The organism is Allolucifera butyrica, from assembly GCF_900476375.1.
Taxonomy (GTDB): domain Bacteria; phylum Bacillota; class Negativicutes; order Sporomusales; family UPPP01; genus Lucifera; species Lucifera butyrica.
This window is the reverse complement of the sequence record NZ_UPPP01000065.1, coordinates 37,298-52,182: the sequence shown is the minus strand read 5'-3', so window position 1 is coordinate 52,182 and position 14,885 is coordinate 37,298. Positions and strand designations below refer to the sequence as shown.

Below are 14,885 nucleotides of genomic sequence, written 5' to 3'. Positions count from 1 at the left end.
AATGCCGGGAAAGCTAATTATCATTGAAGCGGGAGACGGGAGCGGTAAAGCCACTCAGACGGAAAAACTCTACCTGCGGCTGCAAAAAGAAGGAAAGCGGGTAAAAAAGGTTGAATTCCCGGACTATCGGAGTCCTTCTTCGGCTCTGATCAAGATGTATTTAAACGGTGAGTTCGGCAGTCAGCCCGGCGATGTCAGTCCCTATGTGGCGTCTACTTTTTATGCCGTGGACCGGTATGCCTCTTTTAAAAAGGACTGGCAAGATTTTTATTACAGCGGCGGGATTATCCTGGCGGACCGGTATACGACATCCAATATGGTTCATCAGGCCGTTAAGATACCCGGTGATGCGGACAAGCAAAAGTTTCTGGAATGGCTATGGAACTTTGAATTTCAACTCTTTCAACTGCCTGTGCCCGACTGTGTGCTTTTTTTGGATGTGCCGCCCGAGTACAGCCGGAAGTTGATCCGGGAACGGGCCAATAAGTCCGGTGAAGGCCAACCGGACATTCATGAGCGGGACGAGGATTATTTGAGCCGGTGCTACGCCAGTTACCGGCTGGTAGCGGCCAAATATTGCTGGCAGACCATTTCATGTACGGAAAATGGACGGTTAAAATCAATTGACGAAATTCATGCGGCAATTTATGACGCGGTAAAACGTATGGTTGATTTATAAGCAGGAGGTACGCCGTGAAAGTAAATAAAATGGGAACTTCCAACATTCCGATGGTGTCTGAACGGGAAAGTACCGGCAAACCTGATAAGGTAGGAAACCACTTTGCGTCCGAGCTCCTCAATTCGCAGGATAAACAATCGGTTGAGCAATTAAACGCCCTATTGCGGCAGATTGACGAGCAGGGACAGAAGTTAGGCAGTACACCTACGTATGCAGAATTAAAAAGTTATAAAGAATTGGTGCGCAAATTTATTGGGGAAGCCGTAGGCCGGATGTATAGCCTGGAATCAAAAAACGGCTGGGACAGTCAGGGCCGGCAGAAAATGTATACTATAATTAAACAGGTAGACCAGACCCTGGCCGATATGACGGAAGATGTGCGCAGCGGCCAGGAAAAGCAACTGGAGATTCTAGCCAAGCATGACGCAATTCGCGGTATGCTGGTGGACTTATATACGTAGAGGCTGTTATGGAATGGAAAAACATTATTGGGCACGAAGAACGCATTGCTACATTGCGGGGAATGCTCGCCGGCGGCCGGATTCCTCACGCCCTGTTACTAGCCGGACCGGAAGGAACCGGAAAAATGCTGGTGGCCCGTACGTTGGCGGCGGCGATTCTCTGCAGTGCCGGGCAGGGCGAGAAACCTTGCGGTTCCTGTAATGACTGCCGCCTGAGCCGCCAAGGGGCGCATCCGGACCTGCACATAGTGGAGGCGGAGGGGAGCACGATTAAAATAGCCCAAATCCGTGCTTTGCAATATGAGGCCGGCATGTCGGCGCACATCAACCCCTATCGGGTATGTATCATTCAAGACGCGGAGCGAATGACGACGGAAGCCCAGAACAGCTTGTTAAAGCTTTTAGAGGAACCGCCCTCCAATTTTGTATTTATTTTGGTAGCGGCGGTTTTTCAAAAATTGCTGGTGACCATTCGCTCGCGCTGTTTCCTGCTCTCCTTTCAGCCGCTTCCGGCCGCTGTATTAGCCGAAGGGCTGGCCGCACGGGGCGTTGCCCCCGCCCAAGCCGACCTGGTTTCCCGGCTGGCCGGGGGACGGATGGGAATGGCCTTAGCCTTACTGGAACCGGGCGGTCTTGAGCTCCGGGATCAGGCGGCCACCCTTTTAGAAGCTGTCTGCCGGCAGGAAAGCGGTTTGGTTTGGGAACAGGGACCGTTGTGGGAAAAGCTGGGGAACCAGGTTTTGGACCTGCTGCAATATTTGGCGTTACTACTCAGGGATATCTTGGTAATTTTATGCGGACGAAATGAAAAATTAGTGTTTAACATTGATTTGCTGGACTTTTTGATGGCACAAACGAAGTATTGGGATGAACCAAGGCTGATGGCCGCGCTGGCGGACGTGAAAAAAGCGCAGCGGGCGCTGCTGGCCAATGCCAATACCCGGTTAACGGGTGAAGCGCTGCTCATCCGGTTACTAGACGGAGCAAGGGAGGGACGATAGCATGCAGACAGTGGTGGGGATCCGGTTTAAAAAAGCGGGTAAAATTTATTATTTTGATCCGTGTGAAATTGCGTTGGCTGTTGGTGACCATGTTATTGTGGAAACGGCCCGGGGACTGGAATTCGGCGATGTGGTGATCGGCCCGCGTCAGGTAGAGGACGACCAGATAGTGGCGCCTCTAAAGCCGGTGCAGCGTAAAGCCACGCCCCAGGACGAAGAAAAAGTCCTGGAAAATCGGGATAAGGAAAAAGACGCGTTCAAACTATGCGAGCAAAAAATCCGGACCCACGGATTGCCTATGAATCTGGTAGATGTGGAATATACCTTTGATGTAAACAAAATTATTTTTTACTTTACCGCCGACGGGCGGATTGACTTTAGGGAACTGGTTAAGGATTTGGCGGCCGTCTTTCGGACCCGCATTGAACTCAGGCAGATTGGGGTGCGGGATGAGGCCAAAATGATGGGGGGAATTGGTTGCTGCGGACGTTCCCTCTGTTGTGCCACCTTTTTAGGCGATTTTGAGCCGGTGTCCATCCGGATGGCCAAAGATCAGAACCTGTCGCTGAATCCTACGAAAATTTCCGGGATATGCGGCCGGCTGATGTGTTGTCTTAAATATGAAAGCGATTGCTATCATTCTTGCTGTAAGAGAGTCTTGCCGCCGGCGATTGGGGTGGAAGTGGTTACGATTGACGGCGAGGGAAAGGTAATGACCGTTAATCCTGCCAGAAAGACAGCCACAGTTCAGCTGGTCCATGATAAAACGGTGGAAATCCCCTGGGAAGAAATTGTGGAAAAAGAATAAATGGGAGAAGCGGATTTATTACTGCCGGGGGAACGTCTCGATGATTTACTGATTCAGGGTTTGAAAATTATTCAGCACCCGCGGGAATTCTGTTTTTCTCTGGATGCAGTCCTGCTGGCCCATTTTGCTTTTTTTCGTCCCGGCTGGCGGGTGGCAGACCTGGGAAGCGGCACGGGGGTAATTGGTTTCTTGCTTGCCGCCAGAGGTGCAGGGTATGTGACAGGACTTGAAATCAGTCCTTATATGGCCGATATGGCCAAACGCAGTATTTTACTTAATAAACTGGCCGCTAAAATGCAAGTCATTCAGGGCGATTTCCGCAAGGTTAATCAATTGTTGCCCGCAGGAGAATGGGATCTTGTCGTGTCCAACCCGCCGTACCGTCCTCTCGGTAAAGGCGCCGTCAGTCCCAATGACCGCGTGGCCTTGGCGCGGCATGAAGTGGCGGCCAATCTCGACGATGTAATTCAGGCTGCCCGTTATTTGGTAAAATATCGCGGCCGGTTTGCCATGGTCCATTTACCCGAGCGCATGGCGGAAATTTTACAAAAAATGTCGGCCGCCGGGTTAGAGCCCAAACGGGTACGTTTGATCCATCCTGTGCTGCATAAAAAACCGGCCATGCTATTAGTGGAAGGAATTCGCGGCGCCCGGCCGGGAGTGGACGTAATGCCGCCGCTGGCCGTATATACGGCGGCAGGTGATTACAGTAAGGAGATTAAAAGCTATTATGCCTAGTGGACCACTAGCTGGCGCCAAGGGGGAAACTGGTTTGGAAAAGAGAGCAGGTGTACTCTATTTATGCGCCACGCCCATCGGCAATTTAGAGGATATGACCTACCGGGCCGTCCGGATATTGGGGGAAGTGAGCGCCATTGCGGCGGAAGATACCCGCCAGACTCGTAAATTGCTCAGTCATTTTTCCCTGCATACACCGCTGATTAGTTATCATGAACATAACCAATTCAGCCGGGGACCGGAGCTCATCAAGCGCCTTTTGGACGGCGAGGATCTCGCCGTTGTCAGCGATGCCGGCCTGCCGGGGATTTCCGACCCGGGGACGCATTTGGTACAATTGGCTATCGAAGCCGGTGTCACGGTTACTCCCGTTCCGGGTGCGAATGCGGCGTTAACCGGGCTGGTGGCTTCCGGCCTTGATACAAGCTTGTTTACGTTTGCCGGTTTTTTACCGAAAAATAATAAAAAACGCCGTGAGCTTCTTGCCCTGTTGGCGTCTTACCGGTCGACCCTGGTTTTGTATGAATCCCCGCATCATTTACGGGAAACTCTGACGGAACTGGTAACGGCCTGGGGCGATCGTCCGGCCGTAGCGGCCCGGGAATTGACCAAACGGTTTGAAGAGTGGGTGCGGGGTACGCTGAGTACCCTCCAGGCTCATTTTGACGAATACTTGCCGCGGGGAGAATTTACCCTGATTATTGCCGGAAGAGCGGACGGAATGGACGGCGAACAGCCGTCTGACGCCCCGGAGACTTCTGTCTATGATGCGGTGATGGCCAAAGTGACCGCCGGTATGAGCAAAAAGGATGCGATCCGCGAGGTCGCCGCAGCCAGAGGTTTGCCTCGCAGGGAAGTTTACCAGACGGTCGTCGCCGGTGAGGACGAAAAATAAAAAAAATAAGAGGTTTGCACCTCTTATTTTACAGGAAATGTTAGATAGCCTTTTTTTGTGCCATGGAATCAAGGCACTCTTTACAGATATTTTTGCCTTTGAAATTGGTTACTTCGTCCGCATTGCCGCAGAACACGCACGCAGGTTCGTATTTACGAAGAATAATGCGGTCGCTGTCCACATAGATTTCCAGTGCGTCTTTTTCTTCGATGTCGAGTGTCCGGCGCAATTCAATAGGAATCACTACCCTGCCGAGCTCGTCCACTTTTCGCACAATACCAGTTGATTTCATTTTCTCTAATTCCCCCTCAAACAAACATGTTTCGACAAATTTTTTGTCTACCTAAATAATACCAAATTCGCTACAACTTGTCAACCTAATTTTTTCCATTTGGTAATATATTTTCCAAAATGGTAAAAGATTATAAAGATAACTAGGTTTCCTTGTCAAATAAACGCGATGAATGTAAGCGAAAGGTTTGACAAGAAAAGAGTGATTTGTCTATAATTGGAAAAAAGTGATCAGAACTTGTGAAGGAGGACATTATGAATAAAAAACCGTTTTATATTACAACGCCGATTTATTATCCCAGCGACCGTCTACATATCGGCCACGCCTACTGTACCACCGTTGCCGATGCGATAGCCCGTTTCAAACGGCTGGCCGGTTATGATGTATTTTTTCTGACCGGTTCGGATGAGCACGGACAGAAAATTGAACGGAAAGCGCAGGAAAATGGAATTACGCCCATAGAGTATGTGGATAAAATTGTGGCGTCTTTCCAATTGCTGTGGGAGAAGCTCTATATTTCCCATGATGATTTTATTCGTACCACCGAGACGCGGCATCAGGAAGTTGTGCAGGCCATTTTTCAAAAGATTTATGACCAGGGTGATATTTATAAAGCCGAATATGAAGGCTGGTATTGTACTCCCTGTGAAACCTTCTGGCTGGAAAGACAACTAAACGACGGCAAATGTCCCGATTGCGGCCGTCCGGTCGAACTGTTAAAAGAAGAAAGTTATTTTTTCCGTTTGTCCAAGTATCAGGACCGTTTGCTGGCTTATATTGAAGAAAATCCTGATTTTATCCAGCCGACTTCCCGCCGCAACGAGATGATTAATTTTATTAAAGGCGGTCTGGAAGATTTAGCTGTTTCCCGTACTACTTTTGACTGGGGCATTCCTGTGCCTTTTGATACCAAACATGTGGTGTATGTATGGTTTGACGCGTTGACCAACTACATTACGGCGGCCGGTTATCTGCATGACCGGGAGAAGTACGCCAAGTTCTGGCCGGCGGATATTCATCTGGTCGGCAAGGAAATTGTCCGGTTTCATTCCATTATTTGGCCGATCATCTTGATGGCTCTGGATGCGCCGTTGCCGAAAATGGTGTATGGACACGGCTGGCTGGTCGTGGAAGGGGACAAAATGTCCAAGTCCAAGGGGAATGTGATTGATCCGCTCGCATTAATTGACGAATTTGGGCCGGACGCCATCCGTTATTTCCTATTGCGCGAAATCACGCTGGGTATGGACGGCAATTTTTCCCGCGAAGCATTGATAAACCGGACGAATGCCGATCTGGCCAATGATCTTGGTAATTTACTGCACCGTACCCTGAATATGGTCGGCCGTTTTAACGGCGGTATCATCGAAAAACCGGCGGTGACAGCTGCGATTGACCAGGAACTGGCCGATCTCGCAGTGAAAACGGCAGCGACCTATGAAACGCTGATGGAAAAATTAGATATTAATGCCGCCATTAAAGAAGTCTGGGCATTGATCAGCCGGAGCAACAAGTATATTGATGAGACGGCTCCCTGGGCGCTGGCGAAGGACCCGGCGCAAAAGGACCGTTTGCACGGAGTATTATACAGCTTGGCGGAAACTCTGCGGATTGTTGCGATTTTGATTTCACCCTTCCTCCCTGTCAAAGCGCCGCAAATTTGGTCGCAATTAGGAATTACTGCCGATCCCGGGAGTATGAACCTGGCGGATGCGAAGCGGTGGGGTCTCTTGCCGGCCGTTACCAAAGCCAATAAACCGGAACCTATCTTCCCGCGCATTGAAGAAAAGGCCGTTCCGGCCGAAGCAGTAGTGCCTGCCGCCCAGGAAACCGTTAAACCGTCTGTTCCCGCCCTGGATATGCCGGAAATCACCATTGACGAATTTGCCAAAATGGATCTGCGGGTCGTCAAAGTACTGGCGGCGGAAAAAGTAAAGGGAGCCGATAAACTGCTGACGCTGACCGTCGATCTGGGCCTGGAGCAGCGCACCATTGTTTCGGGCATTGCGAAACATTACACGCCGGAAGAACTGGTGGGTAAATATGTGGTGATGATTGTCAACCTGAAACCGGCCAAAATCCGGGGAATTGAATCGCGGGGAATGGTTTTGGCCGCTTCCTGCGACGATAAACTGACCTTAGTGTCACCGGCTTCAGAGATTCAGCCGGGCAGCAAGGTAAAATAAGCGAGGTTTTGCCGCATGTTATTTGATTCGCATGCTCATCTGGACGACAAGCGTTTCGATTCAGACCGCGAAGCCGCCATTGCCAGGGCGGCGGCGAACGGCGTGACTCATATAATTAACGTGGGAGCCGACATGGCGTCTTCGGCCAATTCGGTTCTGCTGGCGGAGCGGCATGAAACGATTTATGCCGCTGTCGGCATGCATCCTCACGATGCCAAGGATATGCAGGAGAAAGATTATGAACAGCTGGCCGCGTGGACCGGACATCCCAAGGTAATAGCCATTGGTGAAATCGGTTTGGATTATTATTATGACTTGTCGCCGCGGGATATACAAAAGCAGGTGTTTATCCGTCAACTCGACCTGGCCCGGCAAACGGGCAAGCCGTTTATCATTCATGACCGGGACGCTCATGGTGATATCATGGAAATCATGCGGCGGGAAGGAAAAGGCCTGACCGGTGTTTTTCATTGTTTTTCCGGCAGCCTGGAAATGGCGCGGGATGTAATTAAGCTGGGCTTTTACGTATCCATTGCGGGACCGGTCACGTTTGCCAATTCGGTCAAATTGAAAGAGGTGGCGCGGGAAGTGCCGCTTGACAGGCTGCTGGTGGAGACTGATTCTCCTTATCTTACGCCTCAGCCTTATCGCGGACGGCGCAATGAGCCGGCCCATGTCCGTCTGGTTGCGGCAGAAGTGGCCCGGCTGCGGGGTATGGAGACCGAGGCGCTGGCCGCGGCGACAACCGGGAATGTGCGGACCCTGTTCCGCCTCGCAAAGGAATAGTTCCCACATTTCGCATTCTGAACTGATAGCGGCAATATTTCCCGGAGAATTATTGTCGAATAACAAAGGACTGCGAAGAGTGGGGTCATTGGAATATTTAGGCCCCCCGATGAATATCTTGTACTAATCCTCTTTTTTTGCCGTCCTCTGTAAAGCCGCAATATTTTTCTTGCAAAAGTGTTCTTATTGGGTCTTCGTTTAAGATTTTGGCGTCCCGGGCCTTGTGATATGGACTGAAAGACCGCGTCAGCGGTCTTTCTTATGGACCGGCAACTGTTAACAGCAGAGAATCCCTTATCAGCGCCGCGCCGTTGTGTCACCTAATCCGCTTATAACAAGACCTTTTTTCTGCCTGGAAGAGCAAAGATTTGCCAGAAGCCTTTTGCCGGGTTTTTCAGTGCCCAGGGCTCTGCGCCATGAGCCGAAAAACCGCGTTGCGGTTTTTCCTTTTCCGGGTATGAATAGGATTTCCAAGGCAGGGAAATACTTTGAGGACAGGGAAAGAGTGGATGGTTTGACAAGCTGATACCATTTATGGTACAATTTTACGAGCGTTCAGAAAGGGGGAAATACATGAGTGATGTTTTGCCCAAAAAGGCTTTTCGCGGGCGAAAGATGAGGATGCTGCTAATCGGGGCAGTCATCGTGGCATCACTGGTGGCAACCGGGTTTGTTTGGGCGCACAAGACGGTACATATTGTAGTCGATGGTAAGAATTTAAATGTAAGCACACTATACAATAATCCACAGGAAGTGTTGTTGCAAGCAGGAGTAACATTAGGTCCCAACGACGAATACCGGTTGTCAACAGGAAAACTTGTCAACGGCAGTACGATTGAAGTAGATCGCGCCGCACCAGTAACCCTTGTTTACCGGGGGGAGACCCGCAAGGTAATTACCAACAAACCAACGGTGGGGGAAGCCGCCCATGCGTTAGGAATTCCGGCGGACCATATTAAACTGGTTCCGGATGAAAACACAAAAGTAACGCCAAATATGCAGATTCAGGCAATTGTCTTAACTGAAAAGACAATTAGCCAGGAAGAGAGCATTCCTTATCCGGTTGTCCGCCAGCCTGATTCCGATATGGAACAAGGACAGGAGCAGGTAGTGGAGAACGGCCAGAATGGTGCTAAAACGGTGAGTATCCGGCTGAAGTTTGCAGACGGACAGCAAGTTGGCTCTGAGCCGGTAGAAGAAAAAATCATCCGGGAAGCGAAACCGCAGATTATTAAAGTCGGTACGCGCGATACCGTGGAAACATCCCGGGGGGAAATGCGTTTCCGGCGGGTGGAATGGATGCGGGCTACAGCCTATCTTCCCACTGACGGATCGTCGGAAGGAATTACGGCTAGCGGTATACCGGCCCGGCGCGGTATTGTGGCGGTTGATCCTAGCGTAATCCGTCTCGGCACCAGATTGTTTATTCCCGGCTATGGATTAGCCTTGGCGGCCGATACGGGTTCAGCCATAACCGGCAACCGGATCGATTTGTGTATGGAAAATTCCAATGAGGCCTGGTCGTTTGGACACCAAACGGTCAAGGTGTATATTCTGGCAGATTAAAAACCAACAGGGGTATCCCTGTTGGTTTTTGCTCCCAGGTATAATAACCATTAACGACAGAAGAATCCTCTCATCAACGCTGCGCCGTTCCGGCTTTTCGTATCCTGTCTTTTTCCAATTACCAATCTCCTGTTACCAATTACCGAAAGACCGCATTAGCGGTCTTTCTCAGAAAGGACCGAAATGATTAAAGAAGTAATTGTTGTGGAAGGAAAACAGGATATTGCCGCCATAAAACGGGCCGTGGATGCGGAATGCATTGCTACCGGCGGTTTTACACTGGGACCGCTTATTTTGCATAGAATCGAACAAGCCTATCAAAAACGGGGCTTGATTATATTGACCGATCCGGATAGTGCCGGCGAACGGATCCGCAATTATTTAAAGGAGCGGTTTCCTCTGGCCAAACACGCTTTTGTGCCGCGGCGGGACGCCACAGCCAATCAGGATGTGGGTATTGAGCAGGCTTCGCCGGAGGCTATCCGGGCGGCACTGGCTAAAATCCGTTATCTGACATGGCAGCCCCGGGAAGAGTTCTTGCAGCAGGATCTATTGCAGAACCGTTTATCCGGCGGGCCTGACGCGGCAGAGCGGCGGGCGGTACTAGGTGAGATGCTGGGTATCGGTTATGCAAATGCCAAGAGTTTTTTATACCGTCTCAATCACTATGGCGTCAGCCGGGAAGAATTCAGCCGGGCTGTGGCGCAAATGGAGGCCGGCCCGATATGATTCAGCCGAAGATTGCCAGAAAAGATGTTACACTGCATATTTTAAAAACCTTTAACCTCCATGCCAGTAAAAAATTAGGTCAGAATTTTTTGATTGATGAACACGTCGTGCAAGGAATTGTGGCTGCAGCGGGGGCCGGCAGCGGGGATACCATTCTCGAAATCGGACCGGGTATCGGTACGCTGACCCAGGGGCTGGCCGAGGCCGGCAGTCAGGTAGTAGCGGTGGAACTGGATAAGCGCCTGCCCGATGTACTGGCTAAAACGCTGGCTGGATATGATAATGTGCGTATTATTCAGGGTGATGTGCTACGTATCGACATTTCCCGGGAAATAACGGTGCCTAAATATAAGGTGGTTGCGAATTTACCATATTATATTACAACGCCGATTATCATGAAGCTCCTGGAAGAACGGTTGCCGATTGAAGTTTTGGTTACGATGGTTCAAAAGGAAGTAGCGGAACGGATGATTGCTTCACCGGGAGGTAAGGATTATGGCGCCTTGTCGGTGGCGGTCCAATATTATACTCTGCCGGAGATTATGTTTTTCGTGCCGCCTTCCTCCTTTATTCCGCAACCGGCGGTAGAATCGGCAGTCATCCGTTGTACGGTACGGCAGCAGCCTCTTGTGGACGTGCAGGATGAGACACGATTTTTCCGGGTTGTCAAGGCTGCCTTCGCACAACGCCGTAAAACCTTGCATAATGCATTAAAAGCCGCCGGGCTGGATGCCCCGCAGGTGAACGGAATCCTGAATACGGCCGGGATAGATGGAATGCGGCGGGGTGAAACCCTGTCCCTGGCGGAATTTGCCGCTGTGGCCAATGCCTGGACCGAACAGGAGCAAGGATCCTAAGCAAAACGGATGCAACATAAGAGCAGCTCTTAGCCAAGAGCTGCTCTTATGTTATGTGGAAGATTGATTTTCATTTAAAAAGTGATCCAAAAGATCAAAACGGCGTTCACTGTGATAACCCAGATATGTTTTATTTTGCCACTGGCGGGTGCGTGGCTGGTCATGAAAAACGGCAATTCCTTCGAGACAATCACCAACAATGGTATCAATAATTTTGTTGGTATGGATTTGGTTTTTGATGGAAGAACCCAGGCGGTAATGAGGAATGGTAGTTGCCACATCAATACGCAGTTTATGCATTCTTGCCAGAGCGATGCTGACAGGTGGAATGGCAAGTTCACGGATGGGAATGGATTCCAGAAGGCGCCGGGATACGGCGTGGGGGCCGTGAGCAGGTGTTGCCAGATTAATTTTTTTTTCCAGACCAATTTCTTTGTTTAAATTAAGGCGCCACTGAAAGGTGGGGTTATACCGTTCAATATGGCGGGGAGGAGAAGGATAGCAATTAGTCAGGGCCATATCGAGGTGCTTTAACAGGATTCCATCAGCCAGTTCAATAAGATTTTCGTTAAAGGTTCCTACCATGTCACCATCAACAAAAACAACCACGTCGCTTCCCAGCGAGGCGGCCACCTTGGCGCCGATTGCTCTGGGAACATCGATGCCCAGGCATTCATGAAAATAAAGGATTTGTAGTTTGGGAAGCCGCATGCGCAGCACTTCTTGCATGGTTGCGTCTTTCGATCCATTTGCTACGAGGATAATGTGGTCAACGGGTAAAGTCCCCAAATTTTGCAGTACCGTCACAATACGGCCGGCCTCATTCTTTGCTGGAACGACTACGGTGATCATGTGGCTATCACCTCTGTGATTATCAGGCGCTGCCTATGAGCCTAGGCAACCTACTATAGTATATTGATAGGTGCTTGTATTTGCGACTTGTACCGGACGGGAAAAATTCGATGGCAAATCATTCGTGTGACACATAGTATGTAATAACCGAGGGGAGGGAGAAATATGTCCATAACAGTAGGCGACCTGGTTGTACGGAAGTCACATGGCGGCGATATTGTTTTTAAAGTGACCGATATTTTTTGTGACGAGGCTAACCTAACGCACTGCGCTCTCAAAGGATTGCACCTGCGCCTGGTCGCCGATGCCCCGATTGACGATTTGGAACGGGTGTCGGCGGAACATCTGCGTAATGAGATTGTGCGAATGGAAAGTTTGCATAATGAGAATTTAAAACGGGTTATGCTGCGCCGGACCAGGGAACGGCAACGATCGGATTTACTTCGTTCCGGGGCGGCGAAAAAATACGGTTCCTTTGAATTGCCCGGACGGGTGCTTCATTTGGACGGGGATGAAGAATATTTAAAGATGTGTTTGAAAACATATCATCAACTGAATATAGACGCTGTGGGCAAGTGGATGCCGGAAGAGCAGCAGCCTGACCATATCGTGGATTTGCTGAAAGATCACTGGCCGGACATTATTGTGCTTACCGGTCATGACGCATTGATTGGCGGGGGGAAAAAAGACCTGCGGGATATTAACAACTACCGGAATTCTAAGCATTTTGTCCGGGCGGTAAGAAATGTCCGCCTTTACCAGCCTTCCCGCGATGATCTGGTTATTTTTGCCGGAGCCTGCCAATCCCATTTTGAAGCCATCCTGGGAGCCGGTGCCAATTTTGCCAGTTCTCCCACCCGGATTTTTATTCATGCCTATGACCCGGTATTTATTGCGGAAAAGGTGGCATATACGCCAATAGGCAATACGGTCAATGTAAATGAAGCCATTGTAGCGTCTGTCACCGGCATCGAAGGGGTCGGCGGGGTGGAAACAAGGGGGAAATTCCGGCTGGGTATGCCCAAAACCCCGTATTGAGCAGTATTCAGACAAGGCTGCCTGATCCGGCAACCTTGTCTGCCTGGACTGCTTAAAACACAACGGGTTTGTAAACAATTAACAGAAAAGTTAGACAGGATTTTATAGCAGAGCAGTCGAAATAGTAACACTGTATTCGGGATTGTAACTTATTATTTAGAGAAAGGAAGATCAAGTGCAATATTTAAACAAGGTCCTGCGTATTTTTGTTCTCAGCTTGGTATCCTTGTCTCTGGTTACCCTTTCCTGGGCGACCGTCTTTCCGGCAGTGACGGCAGCGGCTGCCTGGGGAAATACGTGGAACGGTCCCTCCTGGTATGGCGGCTGGGGAAACTACCTGACTTTCGGGTCGTTTTTGCCGGCCGGGTATACCTATCGTATGCCTTCCAACAGCTATCCTGCGGCTTCTAATCTTTGGACGGTGGACAAGCCGGGATTTAGTTCCAATGCAGTAAGCAATCCGAATTGGATGACAATTCCCAGTCCGGCAACTACCGTAACAACGCCACCTGCTTCTAACACTTCACCGGCGTCCAATTCCGCCGGCAGCGCCGTTTCTAGTGACGAGCAACAGGCGTTACGCTTGCTGAATGCCGACCGGGCTGCCCAGGGGCTGCCTGCTCTCCGGCTGAATTCCCAGCTTACGGCTTTGGCGGAGAGTTATACGCAAGATATGGTTCGCCGTAATTTCTTTTCCCATACCAATCCCGAAGGACAATCCCCGTTTGACCGGATGAGGCAAGCCGGCATCAGCTATGTATATGCCGGGGAAAATCTGGCTATCAATCAAAATGTTGCCGCTGCTGAAACTGCGTTTATGAACAGCGCAGGCCACCGGGCCAATATCCTGAATCCTCATTATACCGATGTCGGCATTGGCGTGACCCGGAGCAGCAATGGTTCAGTTTACGTTGCCCAGGAATTTATCGGCCGCTAGTCTGTTAAAAAGTGCATTGATCCCATTTTTTAGCGGTTTCCATTAAGTTAGAATACAAAAGCCTGCGGGATAACCGCAGGCTTTACATAATTTAGAAGCTCATATTCAGGCGGAGCGTTATCCGGCGTTTGCAACAGGTCCGGTTAATACACAGGTCTTTTGCGCCCTGTGCTTTGAGCCCCGGGCCGCAAGAACGCATTGGCGGTCTTGCTTTACATATCATCGGGTGGATCGTCTGTATGCATCATACATTTGGGACATACGCCGTGATGACGGTTATAATCAAATTCATGACCGCAAACAGGGCAAATCATACACATATGAAACTTGCAAGTTTTATAAAGCTTAAATACATACTTTAAGGTCTTAACACACTCTTTTTCCGGCTTGCATTCCGGTATATGGCACTGTATGGGAGGGGGGCACATTTCTTTTTTGCATTTCATTTCAGGATAACCTGACATTTCTCCCCAATTCATACCCGGCTCATGGTACAAATGGCATTTGCATAAATGCTGAGGATACCCACATTTGGGGCAATATCCATATTTCACATACATGACCTCCTCTAATTTTCCTTGAAGCGGAACCATTTGTTATATCTTATGAGGTTGTTGGGAAAAAGGTTATGTTTTTTTACATAATTTGCACTCGATTTAGTCATTTTTTTTCCCTTTTAGTTGGTCAATTTCTATTTGTAATTGTTTGATTTGTTCCAGCAATTTTTTGGTTTGATCCTGGTCGTCCGTTTGCTGCAGCACTTTGAGTAATACCCGCTGTGTCGCAATGGTTGATAAAGTTTGTCCTATTAAAGCTAAAAAGCTGCTGATAATAAACTGTTCTTCAATACTGAGATTTTCCTGAGCTATGGCAAAACCAACCAAAAACCCTACCAGGGCAAGCTCGTTAGGATCCAGATTAAATAAAAACATGTCGTCCAAAATCCCCACTCCATACAAATAATGGTCTTGCTTCAAAATATGTTATGATGCCGATAACTATGATATTTCTTTACGGGTGCGCAGTTTTTTTTCCCCAATTTACTATTCGTAGCAAATCG

At 49.5% G+C, this 14,885-nt stretch carries 16 protein-coding genes; 13 read left to right on the top strand and 3 right to left on the bottom strand.

Going from position 1 to position 14,885, the window contains the following annotated elements; translation table 11 throughout:
• Position 1: 1 nt before the first annotated feature.
• Genes LUCIF_RS08945 through rsmI form a run of 6 tightly spaced genes read left to right on the top strand, consistent with a single transcriptional unit; the run spans position 2 to position 4,582 of the window.
• A complete protein-coding gene (locus LUCIF_RS08945) occupies positions 2–679 on the top strand; it encodes a dTMP kinase (RefSeq protein ID WP_122627530.1) in 678 nt (225 codons plus the stop codon).
• A 14-nt stretch (positions 680–693) separates the two neighbouring features.
• On the top strand, positions 694–1,140 hold the full coding sequence (locus LUCIF_RS08940; protein ID WP_122627529.1) for a YaaR family protein: 447 nt from the start codon (positions 694–696) through the stop codon (positions 1,138–1,140).
• Positions 1,141–1,148: 8 nt separating this feature from the next.
• Complete coding sequence (holB, locus tag LUCIF_RS08935) at positions 1,149–2,141, top strand: DNA polymerase III subunit delta' (RefSeq protein WP_122627528.1); 993 nt, start codon at positions 1,149–1,151, stop codon at positions 2,139–2,141.
• Between the two features lies 1 nt (position 2,142).
• Positions 2,143–2,949, top strand: coding sequence for a PSP1 domain-containing protein (locus LUCIF_RS08930; RefSeq protein WP_122627527.1), 807 nt, complete (start codon positions 2,143–2,145; stop codon positions 2,947–2,949).
• Positions 2,950–3,687, top strand: coding sequence for a tRNA1(Val) (adenine(37)-N6)-methyltransferase (locus LUCIF_RS08925; RefSeq protein WP_122627526.1), 738 nt, complete (start codon positions 2,950–2,952; stop codon positions 3,685–3,687).
• Between the two features lie 34 nt (positions 3,688–3,721).
• On the top strand, positions 3,722–4,582 hold the full coding sequence (rsmI, locus tag LUCIF_RS08920; RefSeq protein WP_279386952.1) for a 16S rRNA (cytidine(1402)-2'-O)-methyltransferase: 861 nt from the start codon (positions 3,722–3,724) through the stop codon (positions 4,580–4,582).
• 40 nt (positions 4,583–4,622) lie between these two features.
• Here rsmI and LUCIF_RS27170 read toward each other — a convergent pair whose 3' ends face one another.
• On the bottom strand, positions 4,623–4,874 hold the full coding sequence (locus LUCIF_RS27170) for an AbrB/MazE/SpoVT family DNA-binding domain-containing protein (RefSeq protein WP_122627524.1): 252 nt from the start codon (positions 4,872–4,874) through the stop codon (positions 4,623–4,625).
• A gap of 254 nt (positions 4,875–5,128) precedes the next feature.
• Between LUCIF_RS27170 and metG the strand changes: the two genes are divergently transcribed.
• The 5 genes from metG (at position 5,129) to rsmA (ending at position 10,998) form a co-directional block, all read left to right on the top strand.
• On the top strand, positions 5,129–7,060 hold the full coding sequence (gene metG, locus LUCIF_RS08910; protein WP_122627523.1) for a methionine--tRNA ligase: 1,932 nt from the start codon (positions 5,129–5,131) through the stop codon (positions 7,058–7,060).
• A gap of 15 nt (positions 7,061–7,075) precedes the next feature.
• A complete protein-coding gene (locus LUCIF_RS08905) occupies positions 7,076–7,846 on the top strand; it encodes a TatD family hydrolase (protein ID WP_122627522.1) in 771 nt (256 codons plus the stop codon).
• 573 nt (positions 7,847–8,419) lie between these two features.
• Positions 8,420–9,412, top strand: a complete 993-nt coding sequence (locus LUCIF_RS08900) for a resuscitation-promoting factor (RefSeq protein WP_122627521.1) — start codon at positions 8,420–8,422, stop codon at positions 9,410–9,412.
• Between the two features lie 183 nt (positions 9,413–9,595).
• Positions 9,596–10,141, top strand: coding sequence for a ribonuclease M5 (rnmV, locus tag LUCIF_RS08895; RefSeq protein WP_122627520.1), 546 nt, complete (start codon positions 9,596–9,598; stop codon positions 10,139–10,141).
• Positions 10,138–10,998 carry a 16S rRNA (adenine(1518)-N(6)/adenine(1519)-N(6))-dimethyltransferase RsmA gene (rsmA, locus tag LUCIF_RS08890; protein ID WP_122627519.1) on the top strand — a complete coding sequence of 287 codons (861 nt, stop codon included), beginning with the start codon at positions 10,138–10,140 and terminating at the stop codon, positions 10,996–10,998. Before rnmV ends, rsmA begins: the two co-directional genes overlap by 4 nt.
• 51 nt (positions 10,999–11,049) lie before the next feature.
• Here rsmA and LUCIF_RS08885 read toward each other — a convergent pair whose 3' ends face one another.
• Complete coding sequence (locus LUCIF_RS08885) at positions 11,050–11,850, bottom strand: glycosyltransferase family 2 protein (RefSeq protein WP_122627518.1); 801 nt, start codon at positions 11,848–11,850, stop codon at positions 11,050–11,052.
• 165 nt (positions 11,851–12,015) lie between these two features.
• On the opposite strand from LUCIF_RS08885, the gene yabG reads away from it, so the two are divergent.
• Positions 12,016–12,888, top strand: a complete 873-nt coding sequence (yabG, locus tag LUCIF_RS08880) for a sporulation peptidase YabG (protein WP_122627517.1) — start codon at positions 12,016–12,018, stop codon at positions 12,886–12,888.
• A 175-nt stretch (positions 12,889–13,063) separates the two neighbouring features.
• Positions 13,064–13,825: a CAP domain-containing protein gene (locus LUCIF_RS08875; protein ID WP_207857295.1), complete on the top strand. Its 762-nt coding sequence runs from the start codon at positions 13,064–13,066 to the stop codon at positions 13,823–13,825.
• 656 nt (positions 13,826–14,481) lie between these two features.
• Here LUCIF_RS08875 and LUCIF_RS08870 read toward each other — a convergent pair.
• Positions 14,482–14,766 carry a hypothetical protein gene (locus tag LUCIF_RS08870; RefSeq protein WP_122627516.1) on the bottom strand — a complete coding sequence of 95 codons (285 nt, stop codon included), beginning with the start codon at positions 14,764–14,766 and terminating at the stop codon, positions 14,482–14,484.
• Positions 14,767–14,885 lie beyond the last annotated feature (119 nt).

Coding starts and splice junctions, on each gene's coding strand:
- LUCIF_RS08945 (WP_122627530.1), top strand. CDS start 2: ATGCCGGGAAAGCTAATTATCATTGAAGCGGGAGACGGGAGCGGTAAA.
- holB (WP_122627528.1), top strand. CDS start 1,149: ATGGAATGGAAAAACATTATTGGGCACGAAGAACGCATTGCTACATTG.
- LUCIF_RS08930 (WP_122627527.1), top strand. CDS start 2,143: ATGCAGACAGTGGTGGGGATCCGGTTTAAAAAAGCGGGTAAAATTTAT.
- LUCIF_RS08925 (WP_122627526.1), top strand. CDS start 2,950: ATGGGAGAAGCGGATTTATTACTGCCGGGGGAACGTCTCGATGATTTA.
- LUCIF_RS27170 (WP_122627524.1), bottom strand. CDS start 4,874: ATGAAATCAACTGGTATTGTGCGAAAAGTGGACGAGCTCGGCAGGGTA.
- metG (WP_122627523.1), top strand. CDS start 5,129: ATGAATAAAAAACCGTTTTATATTACAACGCCGATTTATTATCCCAGC.
- LUCIF_RS08905 (WP_122627522.1), top strand. CDS start 7,076: ATGTTATTTGATTCGCATGCTCATCTGGACGACAAGCGTTTCGATTCA.
- LUCIF_RS08900 (WP_122627521.1), top strand. CDS start 8,420: ATGAGTGATGTTTTGCCCAAAAAGGCTTTTCGCGGGCGAAAGATGAGG.
- rnmV (WP_122627520.1), top strand. CDS start 9,596: ATGATTAAAGAAGTAATTGTTGTGGAAGGAAAACAGGATATTGCCGCC.
- rsmA (WP_122627519.1), top strand. CDS start 10,138: ATGATTCAGCCGAAGATTGCCAGAAAAGATGTTACACTGCATATTTTA.
- LUCIF_RS08885 (WP_122627518.1), bottom strand. CDS start 11,850: ATGATCACCGTAGTCGTTCCAGCAAAGAATGAGGCCGGCCGTATTGTG.
- yabG (WP_122627517.1), top strand. CDS start 12,016: ATGTCCATAACAGTAGGCGACCTGGTTGTACGGAAGTCACATGGCGGC.